The sequence below is a fragment of the Paenibacillus cookii genome (genome assembly GCF_018333375.1).
Classification (GTDB): domain Bacteria; phylum Bacillota; class Bacilli; order Paenibacillales; family Paenibacillaceae; genus Paenibacillus_AQ; species Paenibacillus_AQ cookii.
In genome coordinates this window covers 67,264-82,413 of record NZ_BORW01000017.1, presented here as the reverse complement: position 1 = coordinate 82,413, position 15,150 = coordinate 67,264, and the positions used below count along the sequence as shown (strand labels likewise).

Here is a 15,150-nt window from a genome sequence, read left to right as displayed (position 1 = left end):
AAATAATGGTCAGCAAAAAGAAAAAAAAGCTCACCCCTGTCATGCAGGAATATCAAGCCCTGGCCAAAAAACGCGAGCCGAGCAAATTTGCTTTCATTAAATTATGCAGAGCTTTCCTGGTTGGCGGCCTCATCTGCCTTTTGGGACAAATCATCCAGCAGCTGTTCGTTCATTTCGGCGGTTTCAGCATCAAGGAGGCCGGCAGCCCGACCACCGGCGTGCTGGTTCTGATCTCGGTCATTCTGACAAGCCTCGGAGTATACGATAAAATCGCCCAATGGGCCGGGGCGGGCACGGCCGTGCCGGTGACCGGCTTTGCCAACGCGATGGCCTCGGCCGCCATCGAATACCGCCGGGACGGAATCGTGCTCGGCATGGGCGGGAGCATTTTCAAGGTCGCCGGACCCGTGATCGTGTTCGGCACGGTAGCGGCATTTGCCGTCGGCATCGCCCACATCATCTTTGATCCCAACATCGTAGGAGGTTGAACCGAACATGCTGAAAGGCCATCAAAGCTGGGTTTTTGACAATAAACCTTCCATCCTTTCCGCCGCGACGTCCGTCGGGCCCTTTGAAGGACAAGGCCCGCTCGCCGAGGACTTCGATATCGTCCACAGCGAGCTGTATCTCGGGCAGGACAGCTGGGAGAAAGCCGAAAAGGCCTTCCTTGAGGAAGCGGCCAAAATGGCGATCCAGCATGCCGGATTGACCGAAGGGCAAATCCAGTTCCATTTCGGCGGCGACCTGATGAACCAGATCATTTCGAGCAGCTTTGCCGCCCGAACGCTGGCGATTCCGTATTTCGGGCTGTTCGGCGCCTGCTCCACGTCGATGGAAAGCCTGGCGCTCGCCGCTTACGTCGTCAACTCCGGCGGGGCGAAACATACGCTTGCCGCCACCTGCAGCCATAACGCAAGCGTCGAAAAGCAGTTCAGGTATCCGACCGAATACGGGTCGCAAAAACCGCCGACGGCCCAATTTACCGTTACCGGGGCCGGCGCCGCCGTGCTAGGGCGGGAAGGGAACGGGCCGTACGTCACGTCGGCTACGATCGGACGCGTCGTCGACATGGGCATGACGGATCCGTTTAACATGGGAGCCGCCATGGCGCCTGCCGCGGTCGACACGATCGAAGCCCATTTCCGCGATCTTCAGATCGAACCCGGTTATTACGACCTTATTGTGACCGGGGACCTGTCGAAGGTCGGATATGAAATCGCCTGCGATTTGTTCAAAAAACATAACATCCCGATGGAGCAAACGACGTACTCGGACTGCGGCATGATGATCTACGATTACAAAACCCAAAACGTGCAAGCCGGGGCGAGCGGCTGCGCCTGCTCGGCGGTCGTCACTTACGGCCATTTGCTGAACCGGATGCGCCGCGGCGAACTGAACCGGATTTTGGTCGTCGCTACCGGGGCCCTTCTGTCCCCGCTGTCTTATCAGCAGAACGAATCGATCCCGTGCATCGCCCACGCGGTGTCCATCGAACGGGAAAAATAAATCGGATGGCAAACATGGCTGTTTTTGCTGCTTATGGCGGAACAACGGCCATGTTTTTTTGCCGTTTCTTAAAACCTCATTAAAATTTTTTGTTCACAATTTATTTCTTCTTAAGGATAAATGCTCCCGAATCTGGTAAAGTGATACGCATAAGTGTTATTGTTATATCAAAGGAGGAGTTAGATTTAATGTCGGAAAAAGAAAAAGACACATTGAATGAAGAAAACCTCACACCTGAAGAGCAATCGGGGGTAAACCAAGGGCAGGACGCGCTGTCATCGGATAAGCCTGCCGCGGAAAAGCCGGCTCCGGCAAAGACAGACAAGGACGCTCCGGCCTCCGCCCACGCAGCCAAAACGCCTAAAGCGGGTTCCATACCGCCGACGCCGGCTCCTGCCTCGGGCAACAAATTGTGGATGGTCGTTTCCTTGGTGCTGGCGATCGTGCTGGTCGTCGTGCTGATCAAACCACCGTTCGCCAAAGGCGGCAGCAGCGAAGCGGTCGCAACGGTCAACGGCGAAAAAATTACGAAAGACAAGCTTTACGGCGCATTGGTCAAAGTCGGCGGCACGCAAACGCTGGACAACCTGATCTCGGAAACGCTTCTGAACCAGGAGCTTTCCAAAAAAGGCCTCAAGGTTGCTCAAGCCGATATCGATAAAGAAAAAGAGTTCATCAAAAAACAATACGGCGACGAAGAAACGTTCCAATCGGCGTTGATGCAAAGCGGCATGTCCGAAGAAGACTTCAACGATCAAATGGAAATGCAGGCCAAGCTGCGCAAGCTGCTGGAGCCGGAAGTCAAAGTCACCGACGAAGACACGAAAAAATATTTCGAAGAAAACAAGGCTTCCTACGACACGCCTGAAGAAGTCAAAGCATCCCATATCCTCGTAGCCACCAAGGAAGAAGCCGAAGACATCCTGAAGCAGCTGAAAAACGGCGCGGATTTCGCGAAGCTGGCCAAGGAAAAATCGACGGATCCGGGCTCCAAGGATCAAGGCGGCGATCTCGGGTACTTCCCTCGCGGCAAAATGGCCAAGGAGTTCGAAGATACGGCGTTTAAGCTGAAGGACGGCGAACTGAGCGGCGTCGTCAAGACCGATTTCGGGTACCATATCATCAAGAGAACAGGTTATAAAGCAGCCCATGCGGCAACGCTCGACGAGAAAAAAGCGGACATCAAAGAGCAGCTGATCTTCCAGCAGCTCATGCAAAAAGCTCCGACTTGGCTCGCCGACATCAAGGCAAAAGCGAAAATTACGAACACCCTGGAAAAAGCGGAAGCTTCCAGCAAAGAAGAAAGCAAATAATCGGTACATCAAAAAGGATACGCCAGGCGGCGTATCCTTTTTTTGCGTTCAGGATAAGCATTTCGGGATTTTGGCGACGTCAGCCTCTATGCCACCGGTATCCGACTCCCCACACCGTCTGGATCGGCGTATAGGAAAGTCCGGCGCGTTGAACCTTTTCGCGGATGTTTTTGACATGGGTGTCCACAACCCGGTAATCCCCTGCATAATCGTTGCCCCAGATGTTTTCGATCAGCATGTCCCGCGAGTAGACGCGATGTTCGTTTTCCGCCAGCAGCAGCAATATGTCGAATTCCTTTTGCGTCAAATCCAGCGGCGTATGCTCAACGAGCACCTCCCGGCCTTCCGGATAGATGGTCAACCCCGGCATGTCCAGCTTTCGGACATGACCGGCCTGAAGCCGGGCTTGCCTCGATCTGCGGATCAAGGCGCGAAGCCGTTCCGTCAGTTCTTCCGGCTGAAACGGCTTCGGCAAATAATCGTCCGCGCCGATTTTCATCCCCTTCACGATGTCCTTCGTATCGGAACGCGCGCTCAGCATCAGCACCGGCGCCATGGAAAATCCCCGCAGCTCCTCGCATACCTGCCACCCGTCCATGTCGGGCATCATGACGTCCAGCACGACGGCATCGAATGCGCCGGCCCGCAGCAGGTCCAGCGCTTCGCTCCCGCTTGCCGCTTCCCTGACGCCGAACCCCGCCTGCTCCAAATAAATGCGCAGGAGATTGCGCATGTTCCATTCGTCATCAACGATCAAAACCCGGTCTTTTCCCATTTCCGTTTCCTTTCCCTTCAGCGGCGTCTCCGGCCGGAAACGTGAGGATGAACGAGGTTCCCGTTCCAGGCGTGCTGCGAACCTCGACCGTTCCTCCCTGAAGCTCCGCCAGTTTTTTCACGATGGAAAGGCCGAGGCCGCTCCCGCCGTGCTGCCGGGAACGCGACTTTTCGACCCTGTAAAAACGCTCGAAAATGTAGGGCAGCTCCTCCGCGGGAATACCGGGTCCGGTATCGCTGACTTCGATCCTGATCCGGTTCCCCTCGCTTGCGGCGCTCAACACAATCTCGCCTTTCGTCGTAAAGGAGACGGCATTATCCAGCAGATTGATCAATATTTGCTCCATGCGGTTGCCGTCGGCCCAGACATATTGCTCCTTCCGGGGATGGCGGACATGAATGCCGATGCCCTTGCTTTCCGCCCGAAGCTTTACCTTCAGCGCGCTTTTGTCCAACAAGCCGTTGACCTCCACCCATTCGGGACAAAGATCGATCCGGCCTTCCTCCATTTTCGCCAGATCGAACAGCTCGCGGATCAGGACCATCAGGCGGCGCGCTTCTTGGGCGATGATGTCGAGCGTTTTTCTCTGTTCCTCTTCGCCATGAACGAGTCCCTTCGAAAGCACGTCGGCATACCCCTCAAGGTACGTAATCGGGGTCCGCAGCTCATGGGAGATGTTCGCAAAAAACTCGTTTCTCGTATCCCTGTACCGCTGGAGTTCTCCGGCCAAATCGTTGATGGCCCCGATCAGCGACCCGATCTCGTCTTTCCTCGTGACCGGCAGCCGGGTTTCAAGTTCTCCCCTGGCAATTCGCCGCGCCGCCCTTTCGATCTGCAGCAGGGGACGCGACAGCTTCCTGGACAGCATGAACACAAGGCCCAGCGTGACGAGGAACGCGCCCGCTCCCGTCAGGGCGATCATCGTCCGGATCGAGCGGATCGAATGCTTCATCGCCTCCAGCGAGCTGATGACATACACGCCTCCGATGAACCTGCCGTTTTCGTCCGTCATCGGTTTGCCGTGCAGCAGCAGCCATTTGCCGTCCGCGGAAAATTCCGTTTCCACCTGACGGGAAGCCAGCAAATTCGGGCGGTCCCAAATCCCGTCCGGGTATTGCCTCTGCCGAATCAACTCGGCATCCCGCTTGGAAAACGTGCCGTCCGCCCGCAGCAAAAAAATGTCCACGTTCGAAAATTCGGCCATCGTGCCGATCAGATCGTTGGCGGCATACGATTGCTTTTGCAGCATGTGCACGACGTGAGCCGCAAGCTCTTCCGCTTCGTGATGGCTTTGTTTCGTCGTGAACTTGGTAAACAATCCGCCCATCACGACGCCCAACAGCAGCAGCACGGCGACGAACATGCCAAGCATGACGGCGCCAAGCTTGACGTCGATCCGGTTCCATCTTTTCATTGCCATCGTTCGCTCCCTCTAGGCATTCCCCCGGCTGCACCCGCGAGCCGTTCGCGGAGTTTCGGCAGCCGGATTTTATCGCGAGTCCAGAGTCCAGTATAGGCCATAAATGTGTAGAATCCATGAAGCCGCCCGTTTTTCGAAAAAACATGCTGCCGGTTATAGTCCCAAAGAAATATATTTGATCTCCAAATATTCCTCGATGCCGAAATGGCCGCCCTCGCGTCCCAGCCCGCTCTGCTTGAAGCCCCCGAACGGGGCTTGCGCCGTGGACGGAAGCGGGTCGTTGACCCCGACGATGCCGTATTCCAGCGCTTCCGCGGCATACAGCGCTTCTTTGATGTTTCCCGTGAATACGTATGCCGCAAGCCCGTACGGACTGCGGTTGGCGCGTTCGACCGCCTCCTCCAGCGTGCGGAAGGTCGTAATCGGCGCGAGCGGGCCGAACGTCTCCTCGTTCATGCATTCCATCTCGTCGGTGGCGTTCATCACGACCGTGGGGTTCATGAAATAACCCTTGGCGCCCTCCGGCGCGTCCCCGCCCGTCAGAATCGTCCCGCCTTTGGCTTTGGCGTCTTCGATCTGGCGCTTCACCTTTTCGACGGCTTTGGCATTGATCAGCGGACCGATGTCCACGCCTTCCTCCATGCCGTTTCCGACCTTAAGCCGGGATGCGCGCTGCGCCGCCCTTTTCGCGAATTCGTCGGCGATCGATTCCTCCGCGTAAACCCGGTTCGTGCATACGCAGGTTTGTCCGCCGTTGCGGAATTTGGAGGCGATCAGCCCCTCGACCGCTTGATCCAGATCGGCCTGCGCCGTCACGATAAACGGTGCGTGGCCGCCCAGCTCGAGCGATATTTTTTTGACCGTGCCGGCCGCGCCGCGCATCAGCATTTTCCCGATCGCCGTCGATCCCGTGAACGAAATTTTGCGGACCCGTTCGTCCTGTTGCCATGCTTCGGCGATCGGAGCCGCATCCCCGGTCACGACATTGAATACGCCCGCGGGAATGCCCGCCCGTTCGGCCAACTGGGCCAGCCTCAAGGCCGTAAACGGCGTTTCCTCCGACGGTTTGAGCACGACCGTGCATCCGGCGGCCAGCGCCGGAGCGACCTTGCGCGTGATCATCGACGCCGGGAAATTCCACGGGGTAATTGCCGCGATGACGCCTACCGGCTGCTTGTGCACCCATATTCTTTTGTTCGGGGAAGAAGCCGGGATCGTCTGCCCGTATACCCGTTTGCCTTCTTCGGCGTACCAGGAAACGAAGCTGTTCGCGTACCCGATTTCTCCGGCCGCTTCCTTGAGCGGCTTGCCCTGCTCGGCCGTCATGATTTGGGCCAGCTCCTGCGTGTGCGCTTCGATCAGCGCATGCCATTTCATCAGCAATCCGGCCCGTTCGTTCGCCGTCAAGGCGGACCAGGAGGCCAGCGCCGCATAAGCCGCGTCCGCCGCTTGGCGCGCCGCGTCCGCGCCGCCTCTCGGAATCGAGCCGATCACTTCGAGCGTCGCCGGGTTCCGAACCTCCAGCTCCTCCCGGCAGCTTATCCACTCGCCATTAATATACATGTTCTGGATATACATCCGTAAGTCTCCCCTTTCCTGCGAAGGCTGATATGGATCGAAAAATGCTTCTGCCGCACCCGGAACTTAAAACGTCTATCGATGCATTTCAAAGAAGACCGGCTGCTTTTAACAGAGTTGTTTGAGATGCAAGGTCCGCCGTGCTTCGAAACTTGCGCTTTTTCCATCAGGATTTTGCAAAACCCTCATACCTATAAATATACCCTTTTTATAGGCCGTGCCGTCAATGTCGGCAGGAGCACATGGCATGAAATGCCAAAAAGCCACCCGTTCCTGCCGGAAAGGATGGCTTCTTGTCCCCGCGAACGAAATCGGCGGATGACGGTTAGCTTCTGCCCAATATTTTTCTCCCGAAGGTGAATATCACGGCAAGCATCGACAGCCCCACGATCAGCTGCATGCCGTACACCCGCGTCCAATCCGGCCAATGCCGGATCGCCTCGGAGGCGTTGCCGCCGAGTAGAGGGCCGAAAAAAGCGGCCACTCCCGTAATCGCCGCGTACATCGCCATGTACATCGGACGTTCGCTTTTCGGCGTGTCGCCGATCATGAAATTGAAGGCCAGCTGGTTAAAGCCCCCGACCCCGATGCCAAAGACGATATGGGCGGCAAACAGGACCGGCAGCATCGGCAGCGCGGACAACAACCCCCACATCAAACACGAAAGGGCGATGACCGGCAGCGTCCAAAAGAGGAGGCGCCTGTTGCTGTAGCGGGTGTTCAGGCTGCCCCAAACGTAAAAGCTTCCCATCATGAACACGGTCTGGGCCACGTTAAGCAGCGACAGCGTTTGATGGTTGACATGGAGCAGCTGGAGCATGACGAAGGAATACAGCGGCACGACCAGGTTTTGCAAAAACAGAAAGCTTCCCAAAAAAAGGGTCGACTTCATGAACGCGCCGTCCTTCAGCGGCTTTTTCAGCATCGGAACGAAGCGGCGCTCCGAAGAATGCTCGAAAGGCATATCGGGATAAAAGAAAAACATCGCAATGTTGGCGGCGATGCAAATCCAGACGACCACGTACAGGATGAGGTAGCCCGTGCCTCCGGGTTCATGGTCCAGAAGCATCCCCCCGCCGTACATGACCAGCGTCCCCAAAGCGTTCAGCATCGTGTTGCGGATCCCGAAATACCGCCCGCGGACACGGGCGGGAACGATATCGCTGATCAGCGAGTTCCACAAAATCCCCCCGACGGTGTTAAACGTAAAAGCAAGCGTATACAAAATGATAAAGGCGGTGACCCATAGCGGTTTGGGAAACAAAAACGGGATCAGTCCCGTGCTGCCCCACAAAATCCGGTGTATGGCCACGAACAGGACAAGCGTCCACTTGCGGCTGTGCAGCCGCTGGATCAAAAATGCGGCGAACAGCTGGGCAATATTGACGAACGTCGTGATCGCCAGCACGAAGCCCAGCTGACTGGAGTCGGCTCCGAGATACAGCAGATATCCCGTCAGGAATTGTCCCCCGAGCAGCGTCTGGAACATCACCGCGGGCACGCCTTCCATCGTGGCAATTCTCAGGTTTTTGCGCTGAATCGATTTTTTGCGCGCGTACTGCCGTCTCGTTCTTAATGAAATCATGATGTACTCTCCTTCGGAGCTCCCGTATGTTGGTTCCGGATTTCAAATATGGGGCGGATGCCTTCTTTTTCTTGTCTTGATCATCATTCTACTCGCAAAGGGTCACGAGTCAATAAGGGCAACCGGCCTTATGATCACAAAAATATTTGTGGAAATTCACGTGGAAATCCCTTGCCGAAAGCGATATATTGTAAGGTCGCGGCTCATGAACGAAAGCTCCCTCGCGAACATCGCAAACAAAGCTCCCCGGACTTGAGCAGCCTTGTTCTGACGGCGCATCATGGGTTGCATCGGTTCAAAACCGTTCTATGCCCCGAGAATTCCGGCCGCTGGGATCACGCCGAACTTCGCGGCCAGCTCGGACAGCTCCCGGTCGGTTATCGACTGTTTGATTCCGTGGGCTGCCGTCAGCATGTACACCTGCGCCGCCTTTTCCACCGTTTCGATCAACCCGAAGGCTTCATCCATCGTTGATCCGCTGCCGAAAATGCCGTGATGCGGCCACACCACCGCTTTTGTCTTTTTCATTTTATCTGCGGTTTTCCGCCCGATATCCGCTCCTCCCGGAACCATCCACGGCAATACGCCCACTCCTTCCGGGAACACGACGATGCATTCGGTGCACATTTGCCAAAGCGTTTTTGTGAATTTTTTCTCATCCAAGTCGTGAACAAAGGTCATCGTAATGACATGCGTGGCATGGGAATGCATGACGACCCGGTGTTCGGGGTCCGCCCGCAAACGTTCGATATGGCTCATAAAATGCGCGGCCAGTTCGCTTGTCGGCGAAGCATTCCCTTCGAATCCCCACAATACTTCGGCGCGTTCCCCGTCTGCCGTTACGCGGATGATGCCGAGGCTCCCCGCCGGATCGGAAACGATGTTCCTGAAATATTTGCCGGAGCCGGTCACGAGGAATATTTTGCCTGCAAGCTCGGGAACCGGAAACGATAAAGCGATCGTCCGCCCGACTTCGCCAAGGCGGAGGTAAGAGGCAACCTCTTCTTCTTCCAATATGCGGCTGATATTCCCGCCGTTCCGTTCGTCCCAACCGAGCGTCCACATATGGTAAGCCATCTCTGCCATTTCGCGGACCGCAGGGATCGCGGTATTTGAAACATGATGCCGGTCCGATGCAATGATTGTCGTGCTCACGGTAAGCCTCTCCTTTGATCTGATCTGTATTTTTCACCTTCATCGTACTCCCGGGAATCCGCCAAGTCAACATAAACAAAAATATAAATGTTGTTTTATTTTTGTTTGTGTACTTTTTTAGTCTGAGCAGAATAAAATTTGCGCACGTATGTTTTGTTGTTGACATATTTAGGAATCTGTTTTATAGTAATATCGATTTTATTCGATGATCGGCTTACGTGAAGCACTCGTAAGGAAAGGCTCCCTGCCTTTTTTTGCGGGTGCTTTTTGCGTCTTTTGGCCTCTTTTAGTCCCTTTGCCGCTCATCCCATTTTTATCGCAAAGGAGAATGTCCATGAATCCCGTCAAAAAAATCGCCGCTGTTTTTCTGTCCCTGTTGATCGCCTTGTCTTTATACGACTCCCGGATGGCCGAAGCGGCGGCCTCCATGCAGTGGTCCCCAACCCAGCAGCAGGCGGTGGACCGCGCCACGGCCTCGGACGGCGTCCTTCGCAGCCAGCTTTCTTCGCTGTACCGCACGTTTACCGATGTGCAGGAACAGCTGCGCCAAAGCGACCTTAACATCAACGCCCAGCATTACAAAAACGAAGAAACCAAGTCCGGCCTGACCAAGCAGGTCAAAATGATCGACGCGGACAAAATCGCCAAACTGGAAGCCGCGGCCAAACAAGCAAAGGACAAATACAAACCTTTGTTTTCGATGTACACCTCGATCAACCAGCAGGTCAAAACCGCAAACAAGCTCAAAAACAAGCAGCTGTCCTCCGCGCTGAAAGCCCAGGCCGACACGATGAAAGTCGCGGTCCAAATCGCCAAAGCGGACATCAAAAACAAGGAGCAGGCGCTCAGCGCGGCCAAAACGAAACGAACCGCCGCACAGAAGAAAATCCGCGGCATCATGGCGCAGGCCGACCCGCTCCGCATCCGGATCAAAGCCGAAAAAAGCACGGCCAGCAGCCTGAACAAAAACGTAAGCCCGCTGTGGAGAAACGTAACCCAAGCCGTTAAAGGCGGGAACGGCAAACAAGTGTATAACGCGCTGAACACCCTTGTCTCCCAGCTCCGCCAAATCCAGGAACGGAAGCAGAGGATTCTATCGCTGGAAAATCAAATCGGCGGCATCCTGCAAAACGCAAAAACGCAGCTCGCCTCCGTGTCATAACCGCCTTGCAAAGCAATTGAACGCCTTTCGAAAATGGTGATTGCGCCGTCCACCAGATTTTGGTATGATGGAGTCCTTCTCACTCGTTACGCCTTGACTGAAGTTGACGGTTTTCGTCGCCACAAAACTTATCGGAGGTGTTCAATGCTCTATTTCACTTTGGCTTCAAAAGCGTACGCCCGCAATTTGCACTACCGCGGGGCGCACATGCTGCACAATGTCGCAAGCGCTCTCTTCGGCTATCTGTACGCCTGCATCTGGATCGGGATCGGACAGGACCACCCGCTTGGCGAATACGGCGTGCACGGCATGGTCGGCTACATTGCTTTTAATCAGGCATCGCTGTGGGTGTCCGGCTTCGTGAGCAACGGGCTCGGCATACCGCAAGCGGTCAGGACAGGCCAAATCTCCCTCGATTTAATGCGGCCTGTCCATTTGTTTGTCATGTGCATGTGCAGGGAATGGGGACAGATCGCGTATCAGTTCGTCTATAAATCCGTCCCGATCTATCTGCTGTATATGCTCGCGTTCAAGCTGTCCCTGCCTACCCGGCCGGACACGCTCCTGTTTGCGGCCGTCGCCCTTGCGGCTGCGGGTTATATGTCGATCTGCATCAACTACATGATCGGGGCGACGTCGCTGTGGACCACCGAATCAAGCTGGTTGTACTGGGTCAACCATGCGCTCATCAATTTGCTCGCCGGGTTTCTGATTCCGGTCGAATGGCTGCCGTCTTGGCTGCAGACGGTCGGCTGGTTGTCGCCTTATCCGTATCTGTTGTACGTTCCGACGCGCATCTACATGGGTTATGAACAACCGGGTATCCTGCTCGGTTCAGTTGCTTGGTGCATGCTCCTCACGCTGCTTTGTCTGCTCGTCACCGCTGCGGTCAGGCGGAAAGTCGAGGTGCAGGGAGGATGACGATGAAGCATTGGTTCGACCTTTATGCCGTATTAATCCGTTCGAGCATCCAAAGCCGGATGCAGTACAGGATGAACTTCGTGCTCGGCACCCTCCTCGCCTCCCTCATCCAAATCGCGGAATTTCTGATGATCGCCATCATTTTGAACAAATTCGGGGCCGTCAAGGGATGGTCGCTCCATGAAGTCGGTTACCTGTTTGCCGTCATGACGTTGTCCAAAACGCTGTATCGCACCTTTGCCAGCGACGTGCACCACCTGGAAAGGTATTTGACGACCGGCGAGCTTGACCAGCTGCTGACCCGGCCGATGCCGGTCCTGCTTGCTTTGATGAGCCAAAACGTCCGGCTGATGCCCGCCGAATTGCTCCAAGGAAGCGCCGTGTTGTATTGGTCGCTGCACGGGTTGATGTCAGCGGGGCAGATCACATGGACGGCCGTGCCGTATACCCTTCTTGCGATCATCACCGGTGCCGTGATCCTGTTCGCGATCGGTCTGGCGACCGCCGCGGTCGGTTTTTGGATGACGCGGATCAACGAGCTGCAGACGCTGACGGAAGACGCTTCGCAAACGGCGGCCCGTTACCCGCTGGTGTTGTACCCGTCGTGGCTCCGCTCCTTCCTGCTTGTCGCCATTCCCGTCGGTTTTGTCAATTATGTCCCCTCCCTGTTCATTTTGCGGGGAGAATACGGCCCTTGGCTTATTTTGGCCGTCGCGCTGCTTGCCGCCTGCGTACTGGGACTTGCGCTTACATTTTGGAAATTCGGGCTTTCGCGTTATCAAAGCACGGGAAGCTAAGGAAAAGGAGTTCTGATCATGGGAGCAATGATTGAAGTATGCGGGCTTCATAAGCAGTTCCGGACGCCGGTCGTCAAGGAAGGCCGTTTCGCCGGCATCCGCACGTTGTTTACGAGGGAATACCGCCTCAAGGAAGCGGTGAAGGATATCAGCTTTACGATCCAAAAAGGGGACTTCGTCGGTTACATCGGCCCGAACGGAGCCGGCAAATCGACGACGATCAAAATGTTGACGGGCATTCTTCACCCCTCTGCGGGCGAAGTCAAAATCAACGGGGTCGATCCCCATAAGCACAGGCGCCGGGTGGCCCAAAAGCTCGGCGTCGTGTTCGGGCAGCGCAGCCAGCTGTGGTGGGATTTGCCCGTCAAGGATTCCTACGACATTTTGGCCCATATGTATAGGGTCGCCCCTGCCGAAAAAGAGCGGCGCCTGGCCGAGCTCGGCGAACTGCTGGACCTGAAGGAGTTTTGGGAGACGCCGGTCCGCAAGCTGTCGCTCGGGCAGCGGATGCGCGCCGATATTGCTGCCTCGCTGCTGCACGATCCGGACGTTTTGTTCCTGGACGAGCCGACGATCGGCCTCGACGTAACCGCCAAACGGAGCATTCGCGAATTTTTGAAAACGCTGAACGGTGAATTCGGAAAAACGATTCTGCTGACGACCCACGACATGGACGACATCGAACAGCTCTGCCGGCGGGTCATGGTCATCAATCACGGGGAACTCAGCTACGAGGGAACCATCGAGCATTTGCGGGACAAAATCGGGCTCCCGACCGTCATCCGGATCGTCTTCCGCGGCTCCTACCGTCTGCCGGCGCAGGAAGGCGCGAGGATGCCGCTGCAACTCCGCCTGGACGGCGCGGAGGGCGAATTCCGAATCATCGAAGCGAGCAGCAGCGAGGTGCTGATCGAAGCGAACCGGCAACAGGCCAAGGCGATGGACATTTTGCGGATGGTCGGCGGCTGGGGAGAAATTGCGGACATTCATATGGAGGAACCCGATTTCGAGGATATCATCCACCGGGTGTATTAACGATTTTTACGGGGAGAAGCAGGATGCGCGGACGTACAACGTCCGCAGCCTCCTGCTTTTGTTTTTTTTCACAGGTATGATAAAAGGATTCTACATCTGGGATCCGGCCTGATAGTTAAGCAAGAGCTTAAAGGCGCCTTTGTTCTCTTGCGACAGCTGCGTGTATCCGCCTTGTTGAATGACCCGGCCGCGATCCATGACGATCACGTGGTCGGCATTGCGAATGGTGGAAAGACGGTGGGCGATGACGATAATGGTCACGCTCCCTTTCAATTCTTCCAGAGCCTGCTGAATTAATCGTTCGTTTTCGCTGTCCAGCGCGCTTGTCGCCTCATCCAGGACGAGGATCGCGGGGCGCTTCAAGATCGCCCTTGCCAATACGATTCGCTGCCGTTCCCCTCCCGATAACCGGATGCCCCTATCGCCGATGACCGTATCCAGTCCTTGGGGAAGTTGGCGCACAAATTCGTCGGAGGCGGCGAATTTCAAAGCGCTCCACAGCTGTTCATCGCTGGCCTCCGGATCGACCAGCTTCAAATTGTACCGGATGCTCTCATTGAACAGAAAAGGATCCTGCGGTACATAACCGATGGCGCTGCGCAAAGACAGAAGCTTCCGCTCGTCCCGAAGGGATACGCCGTCGATAAGCACCTGTCCTGATTCAGGCTGGATCAAACCCATGAGCATATCGATAAGCGTGCTTTTGCCAGAACCGGATTTGCCTACGATGGCCGTCATGCGGTTCGCGGGAATATGTACGTTAACGTTGCGCAAAGCGTACTGGGAAGCATGGGGGTCGTAGCGGTAATCCACGTCCAAACACTCGATCCCGTCCACAAACCGGAAATCCTCCGGCTCATCTTCGAACGCCGTTTTGCTAAGCTCCTGGTCGGCCTCGTATTCCTTTTGCAGTTGACGCATCGTGTGGAAAGCCGGAAGACAAGAAACGAGCTGCTCCATGTTCGATTGCATGCCGATAAATCTCGGCCACAGCCTCGAGAAAATCAGCACGACCACTACCAATTGTTGTGCCGGGGTATGCATCATTTCGAGCGCCAGATAAACGAAGCCGGCAATGAGTACGACAGAGGAGACGCGGTAGATGAATTGCGACAACGAATTCACCCGGCCAAACTGGATAAAATTCCGTTCCATATGTTCGGTCAGTTTGTTGAACCAGTGGATGTGGGACTGCTCGAGCCTGTTGCTTTTGATATCCTTGATACCGTTAAAATGCTCGCTGATGCCTGAAAAATAATATTTGGAGAGCTCCGTTGTCTGTTCCCCGATCCGTTTGGATTTCTTGATGAATTTACGTGAAAACAAGGCCAGCAGACCGCCGCTGATCAGTACGGCTATGGTTAAAACAGGGGCGAGCCACAGGGCAATGGCGATTTGAAGAAGGGTGAATAAAAAAGAAGAAACCGCCTGCAGGAATAAAGATGTGCCTAAGTTTACCCGGCCCAGCTCATTGGACATGACATGGTTGAATTCGGATTTCCGTTTCCGGAGATAAAACTCCCATTTGGCTTGCAGCAGGCCACGGTACGTTTCCATGCGGAGCGTACGGATAAAGCTTTGCAATATCCTTGAGTTCAGCAAGGCTTGGCTCCGTTGAAGCCATGCCTGCCCCCCTACGATCACGATGTATAAAGCAAGTATGATCGGCAAATTCAAATCAAGCGACCATGACTCGATGATGTTAATCATAGCGGACAGGAGCGGTATGCTTGACGTATCCATGGGAAATACCCCGATGATGCTCAGAAGGGGCACGATCAAATAGATGCCGAAGCCGTCCAGCAAACTGATGAGCAACACCATGGACATGTTCAGGTATAGTTTAAAGCCCGCGAAATGATGCATTTTGCGAACATAATAAAACAGCTCTTTCATTATGCAA

At 55.3% G+C, this 15,150-nt stretch carries 13 protein-coding genes; 7 read left to right on the top strand and 6 right to left on the bottom strand.

Features of this window, described 5'->3' with window-relative positions; translation table 11 throughout:
- Positions 1-5: 5 nt before the first annotated feature.
- The 3 genes from spoVAC (at position 6) to KI367_RS16015 (ending at position 2,819) form a co-directional block, all read left to right on the top strand.
- On the top strand, positions 6-488 hold the full coding sequence (gene spoVAC / locus KI367_RS16025) for a stage V sporulation protein AC (RefSeq protein ID WP_212950863.1): 483 nt from the start codon (positions 6-8) through the stop codon (positions 486-488).
- Between the two features lie 7 nt (positions 489-495).
- Positions 496-1,506: a stage V sporulation protein AD gene (spoVAD, locus tag KI367_RS16020; protein ID WP_212950861.1), complete on the top strand. Its 1,011-nt coding sequence runs from the start codon at positions 496-498 to the stop codon at positions 1,504-1,506.
- Between the two features lie 188 nt (positions 1,507-1,694).
- Positions 1,695-2,819, top strand: a complete 1,125-nt coding sequence (locus tag KI367_RS16015) for a peptidylprolyl isomerase (RefSeq protein WP_212950859.1) — start codon at positions 1,695-1,697, stop codon at positions 2,817-2,819.
- Positions 2,820-2,898: 79 nt separating this feature from the next.
- On the opposite strand, the gene KI367_RS16010 is transcribed toward KI367_RS16015, so the two are convergent.
- The 5 genes from KI367_RS16010 to rhaD all read right to left on the bottom strand — a co-directional run bounded on the left by KI367_RS16010 (position 2,899) and on the right by rhaD (position 9,332).
- Positions 2,899-3,594, bottom strand: a complete 696-nt coding sequence (locus KI367_RS16010) for a response regulator transcription factor (protein WP_212950858.1) — start codon at positions 3,592-3,594, stop codon at positions 2,899-2,901.
- Positions 3,566-5,014, bottom strand: coding sequence for a sensor histidine kinase (locus KI367_RS16005; RefSeq protein WP_246536997.1), 1,449 nt, complete (start codon positions 5,012-5,014; stop codon positions 3,566-3,568). Before KI367_RS16005 ends, KI367_RS16010 begins: the two co-directional genes overlap by 29 nt.
- A gap of 153 nt (positions 5,015-5,167) precedes the next feature.
- Complete coding sequence (locus tag KI367_RS16000) at positions 5,168-6,592, bottom strand: NAD-dependent succinate-semialdehyde dehydrogenase (RefSeq protein ID WP_212950856.1); 1,425 nt, start codon at positions 6,590-6,592, stop codon at positions 5,168-5,170.
- Between the two features lie 325 nt (positions 6,593-6,917).
- A complete protein-coding gene (locus KI367_RS15995; protein ID WP_212950854.1) occupies positions 6,918-8,177 on the bottom strand; it encodes an MFS transporter in 1,260 nt (419 codons plus the stop codon).
- A gap of 306 nt (positions 8,178-8,483) precedes the next feature.
- Positions 8,484-9,332: a rhamnulose-1-phosphate aldolase gene (gene rhaD / locus KI367_RS15990; protein ID WP_212950852.1), complete on the bottom strand. Its 849-nt coding sequence runs from the start codon at positions 9,330-9,332 to the stop codon at positions 8,484-8,486.
- Between the two features lie 334 nt (positions 9,333-9,666).
- Here rhaD and KI367_RS15985 point away from each other — a divergent pair, with 334 nt between their 5' ends.
- The 4 genes from KI367_RS15985 (at position 9,667) to KI367_RS15970 (ending at position 13,247) form a co-directional block, all read left to right on the top strand.
- Complete coding sequence (locus tag KI367_RS15985; RefSeq protein WP_052147082.1) at positions 9,667-10,494, top strand: hypothetical protein; 828 nt, start codon at positions 9,667-9,669, stop codon at positions 10,492-10,494.
- 144 nt (positions 10,495-10,638) lie between these two features.
- Positions 10,639-11,415 carry an ABC transporter permease gene (locus KI367_RS15980; RefSeq protein WP_036711680.1) on the top strand — a complete coding sequence of 259 codons (777 nt, stop codon included), beginning with the start codon at positions 10,639-10,641 and terminating at the stop codon, positions 11,413-11,415.
- Positions 11,412-12,212, top strand: coding sequence for an ABC transporter permease (locus KI367_RS15975; protein WP_212950850.1), 801 nt, complete (start codon positions 11,412-11,414; stop codon positions 12,210-12,212). The genes KI367_RS15980 and KI367_RS15975 overlap by 4 nt, the downstream gene beginning before the upstream one ends.
- A 27-nt stretch (positions 12,213-12,239) precedes the next feature.
- Positions 12,240-13,247 carry an ABC transporter ATP-binding protein gene (locus KI367_RS15970; RefSeq protein WP_036711786.1) on the top strand — a complete coding sequence of 336 codons (1,008 nt, stop codon included), beginning with the start codon at positions 12,240-12,242 and terminating at the stop codon, positions 13,245-13,247.
- Positions 13,248-13,337: 90 nt separating this feature from the next.
- On the opposite strand, the gene KI367_RS15965 is transcribed toward KI367_RS15970, so the two are convergent.
- Positions 13,338-15,143, bottom strand: a complete 1,806-nt coding sequence (locus tag KI367_RS15965) for an ABC transporter ATP-binding protein (RefSeq protein WP_036711676.1) — start codon at positions 15,141-15,143, stop codon at positions 13,338-13,340.
- Positions 15,144-15,150: the final 7 nt, after the last annotated feature.

Coding starts and splice junctions, on each gene's coding strand:
- spoVAC (WP_212950863.1), top strand. CDS start 6: ATGGTCAGCAAAAAGAAAAAAAAGCTCACCCCTGTCATGCAGGAATAT.
- spoVAD (WP_212950861.1), top strand. CDS start 496: ATGCTGAAAGGCCATCAAAGCTGGGTTTTTGACAATAAACCTTCCATC.
- KI367_RS16015 (WP_212950859.1), top strand. CDS start 1,695: ATGTCGGAAAAAGAAAAAGACACATTGAATGAAGAAAACCTCACACCT.
- KI367_RS16010 (WP_212950858.1), bottom strand. CDS start 3,594: ATGGGAAAAGACCGGGTTTTGATCGTTGATGACGAATGGAACATGCGC.
- KI367_RS16005 (WP_246536997.1), bottom strand. CDS start 5,014: ATGGCAATGAAAAGATGGAACCGGATCGACGTCAAGCTTGGCGCCGTC.
- KI367_RS16000 (WP_212950856.1), bottom strand. CDS start 6,592: ATGTATATCCAGAACATGTATATTAATGGCGAGTGGATAAGCTGCCGG.
- KI367_RS15995 (WP_212950854.1), bottom strand. CDS start 8,177: ATGATTTCATTAAGAACGAGACGGCAGTACGCGCGCAAAAAATCGATT.
- KI367_RS15985 (WP_052147082.1), top strand. CDS start 9,667: ATGAATCCCGTCAAAAAAATCGCCGCTGTTTTTCTGTCCCTGTTGATC.
- KI367_RS15980 (WP_036711680.1), top strand. CDS start 10,639: ATGCTCTATTTCACTTTGGCTTCAAAAGCGTACGCCCGCAATTTGCAC.
- KI367_RS15975 (WP_212950850.1), top strand. CDS start 11,412: ATGACGATGAAGCATTGGTTCGACCTTTATGCCGTATTAATCCGTTCG.
- KI367_RS15970 (WP_036711786.1), top strand. CDS start 12,240: ATGATTGAAGTATGCGGGCTTCATAAGCAGTTCCGGACGCCGGTCGTC.
- KI367_RS15965 (WP_036711676.1), bottom strand. CDS start 15,143: ATGAAAGAGCTGTTTTATTATGTTCGCAAAATGCATCATTTCGCGGGC.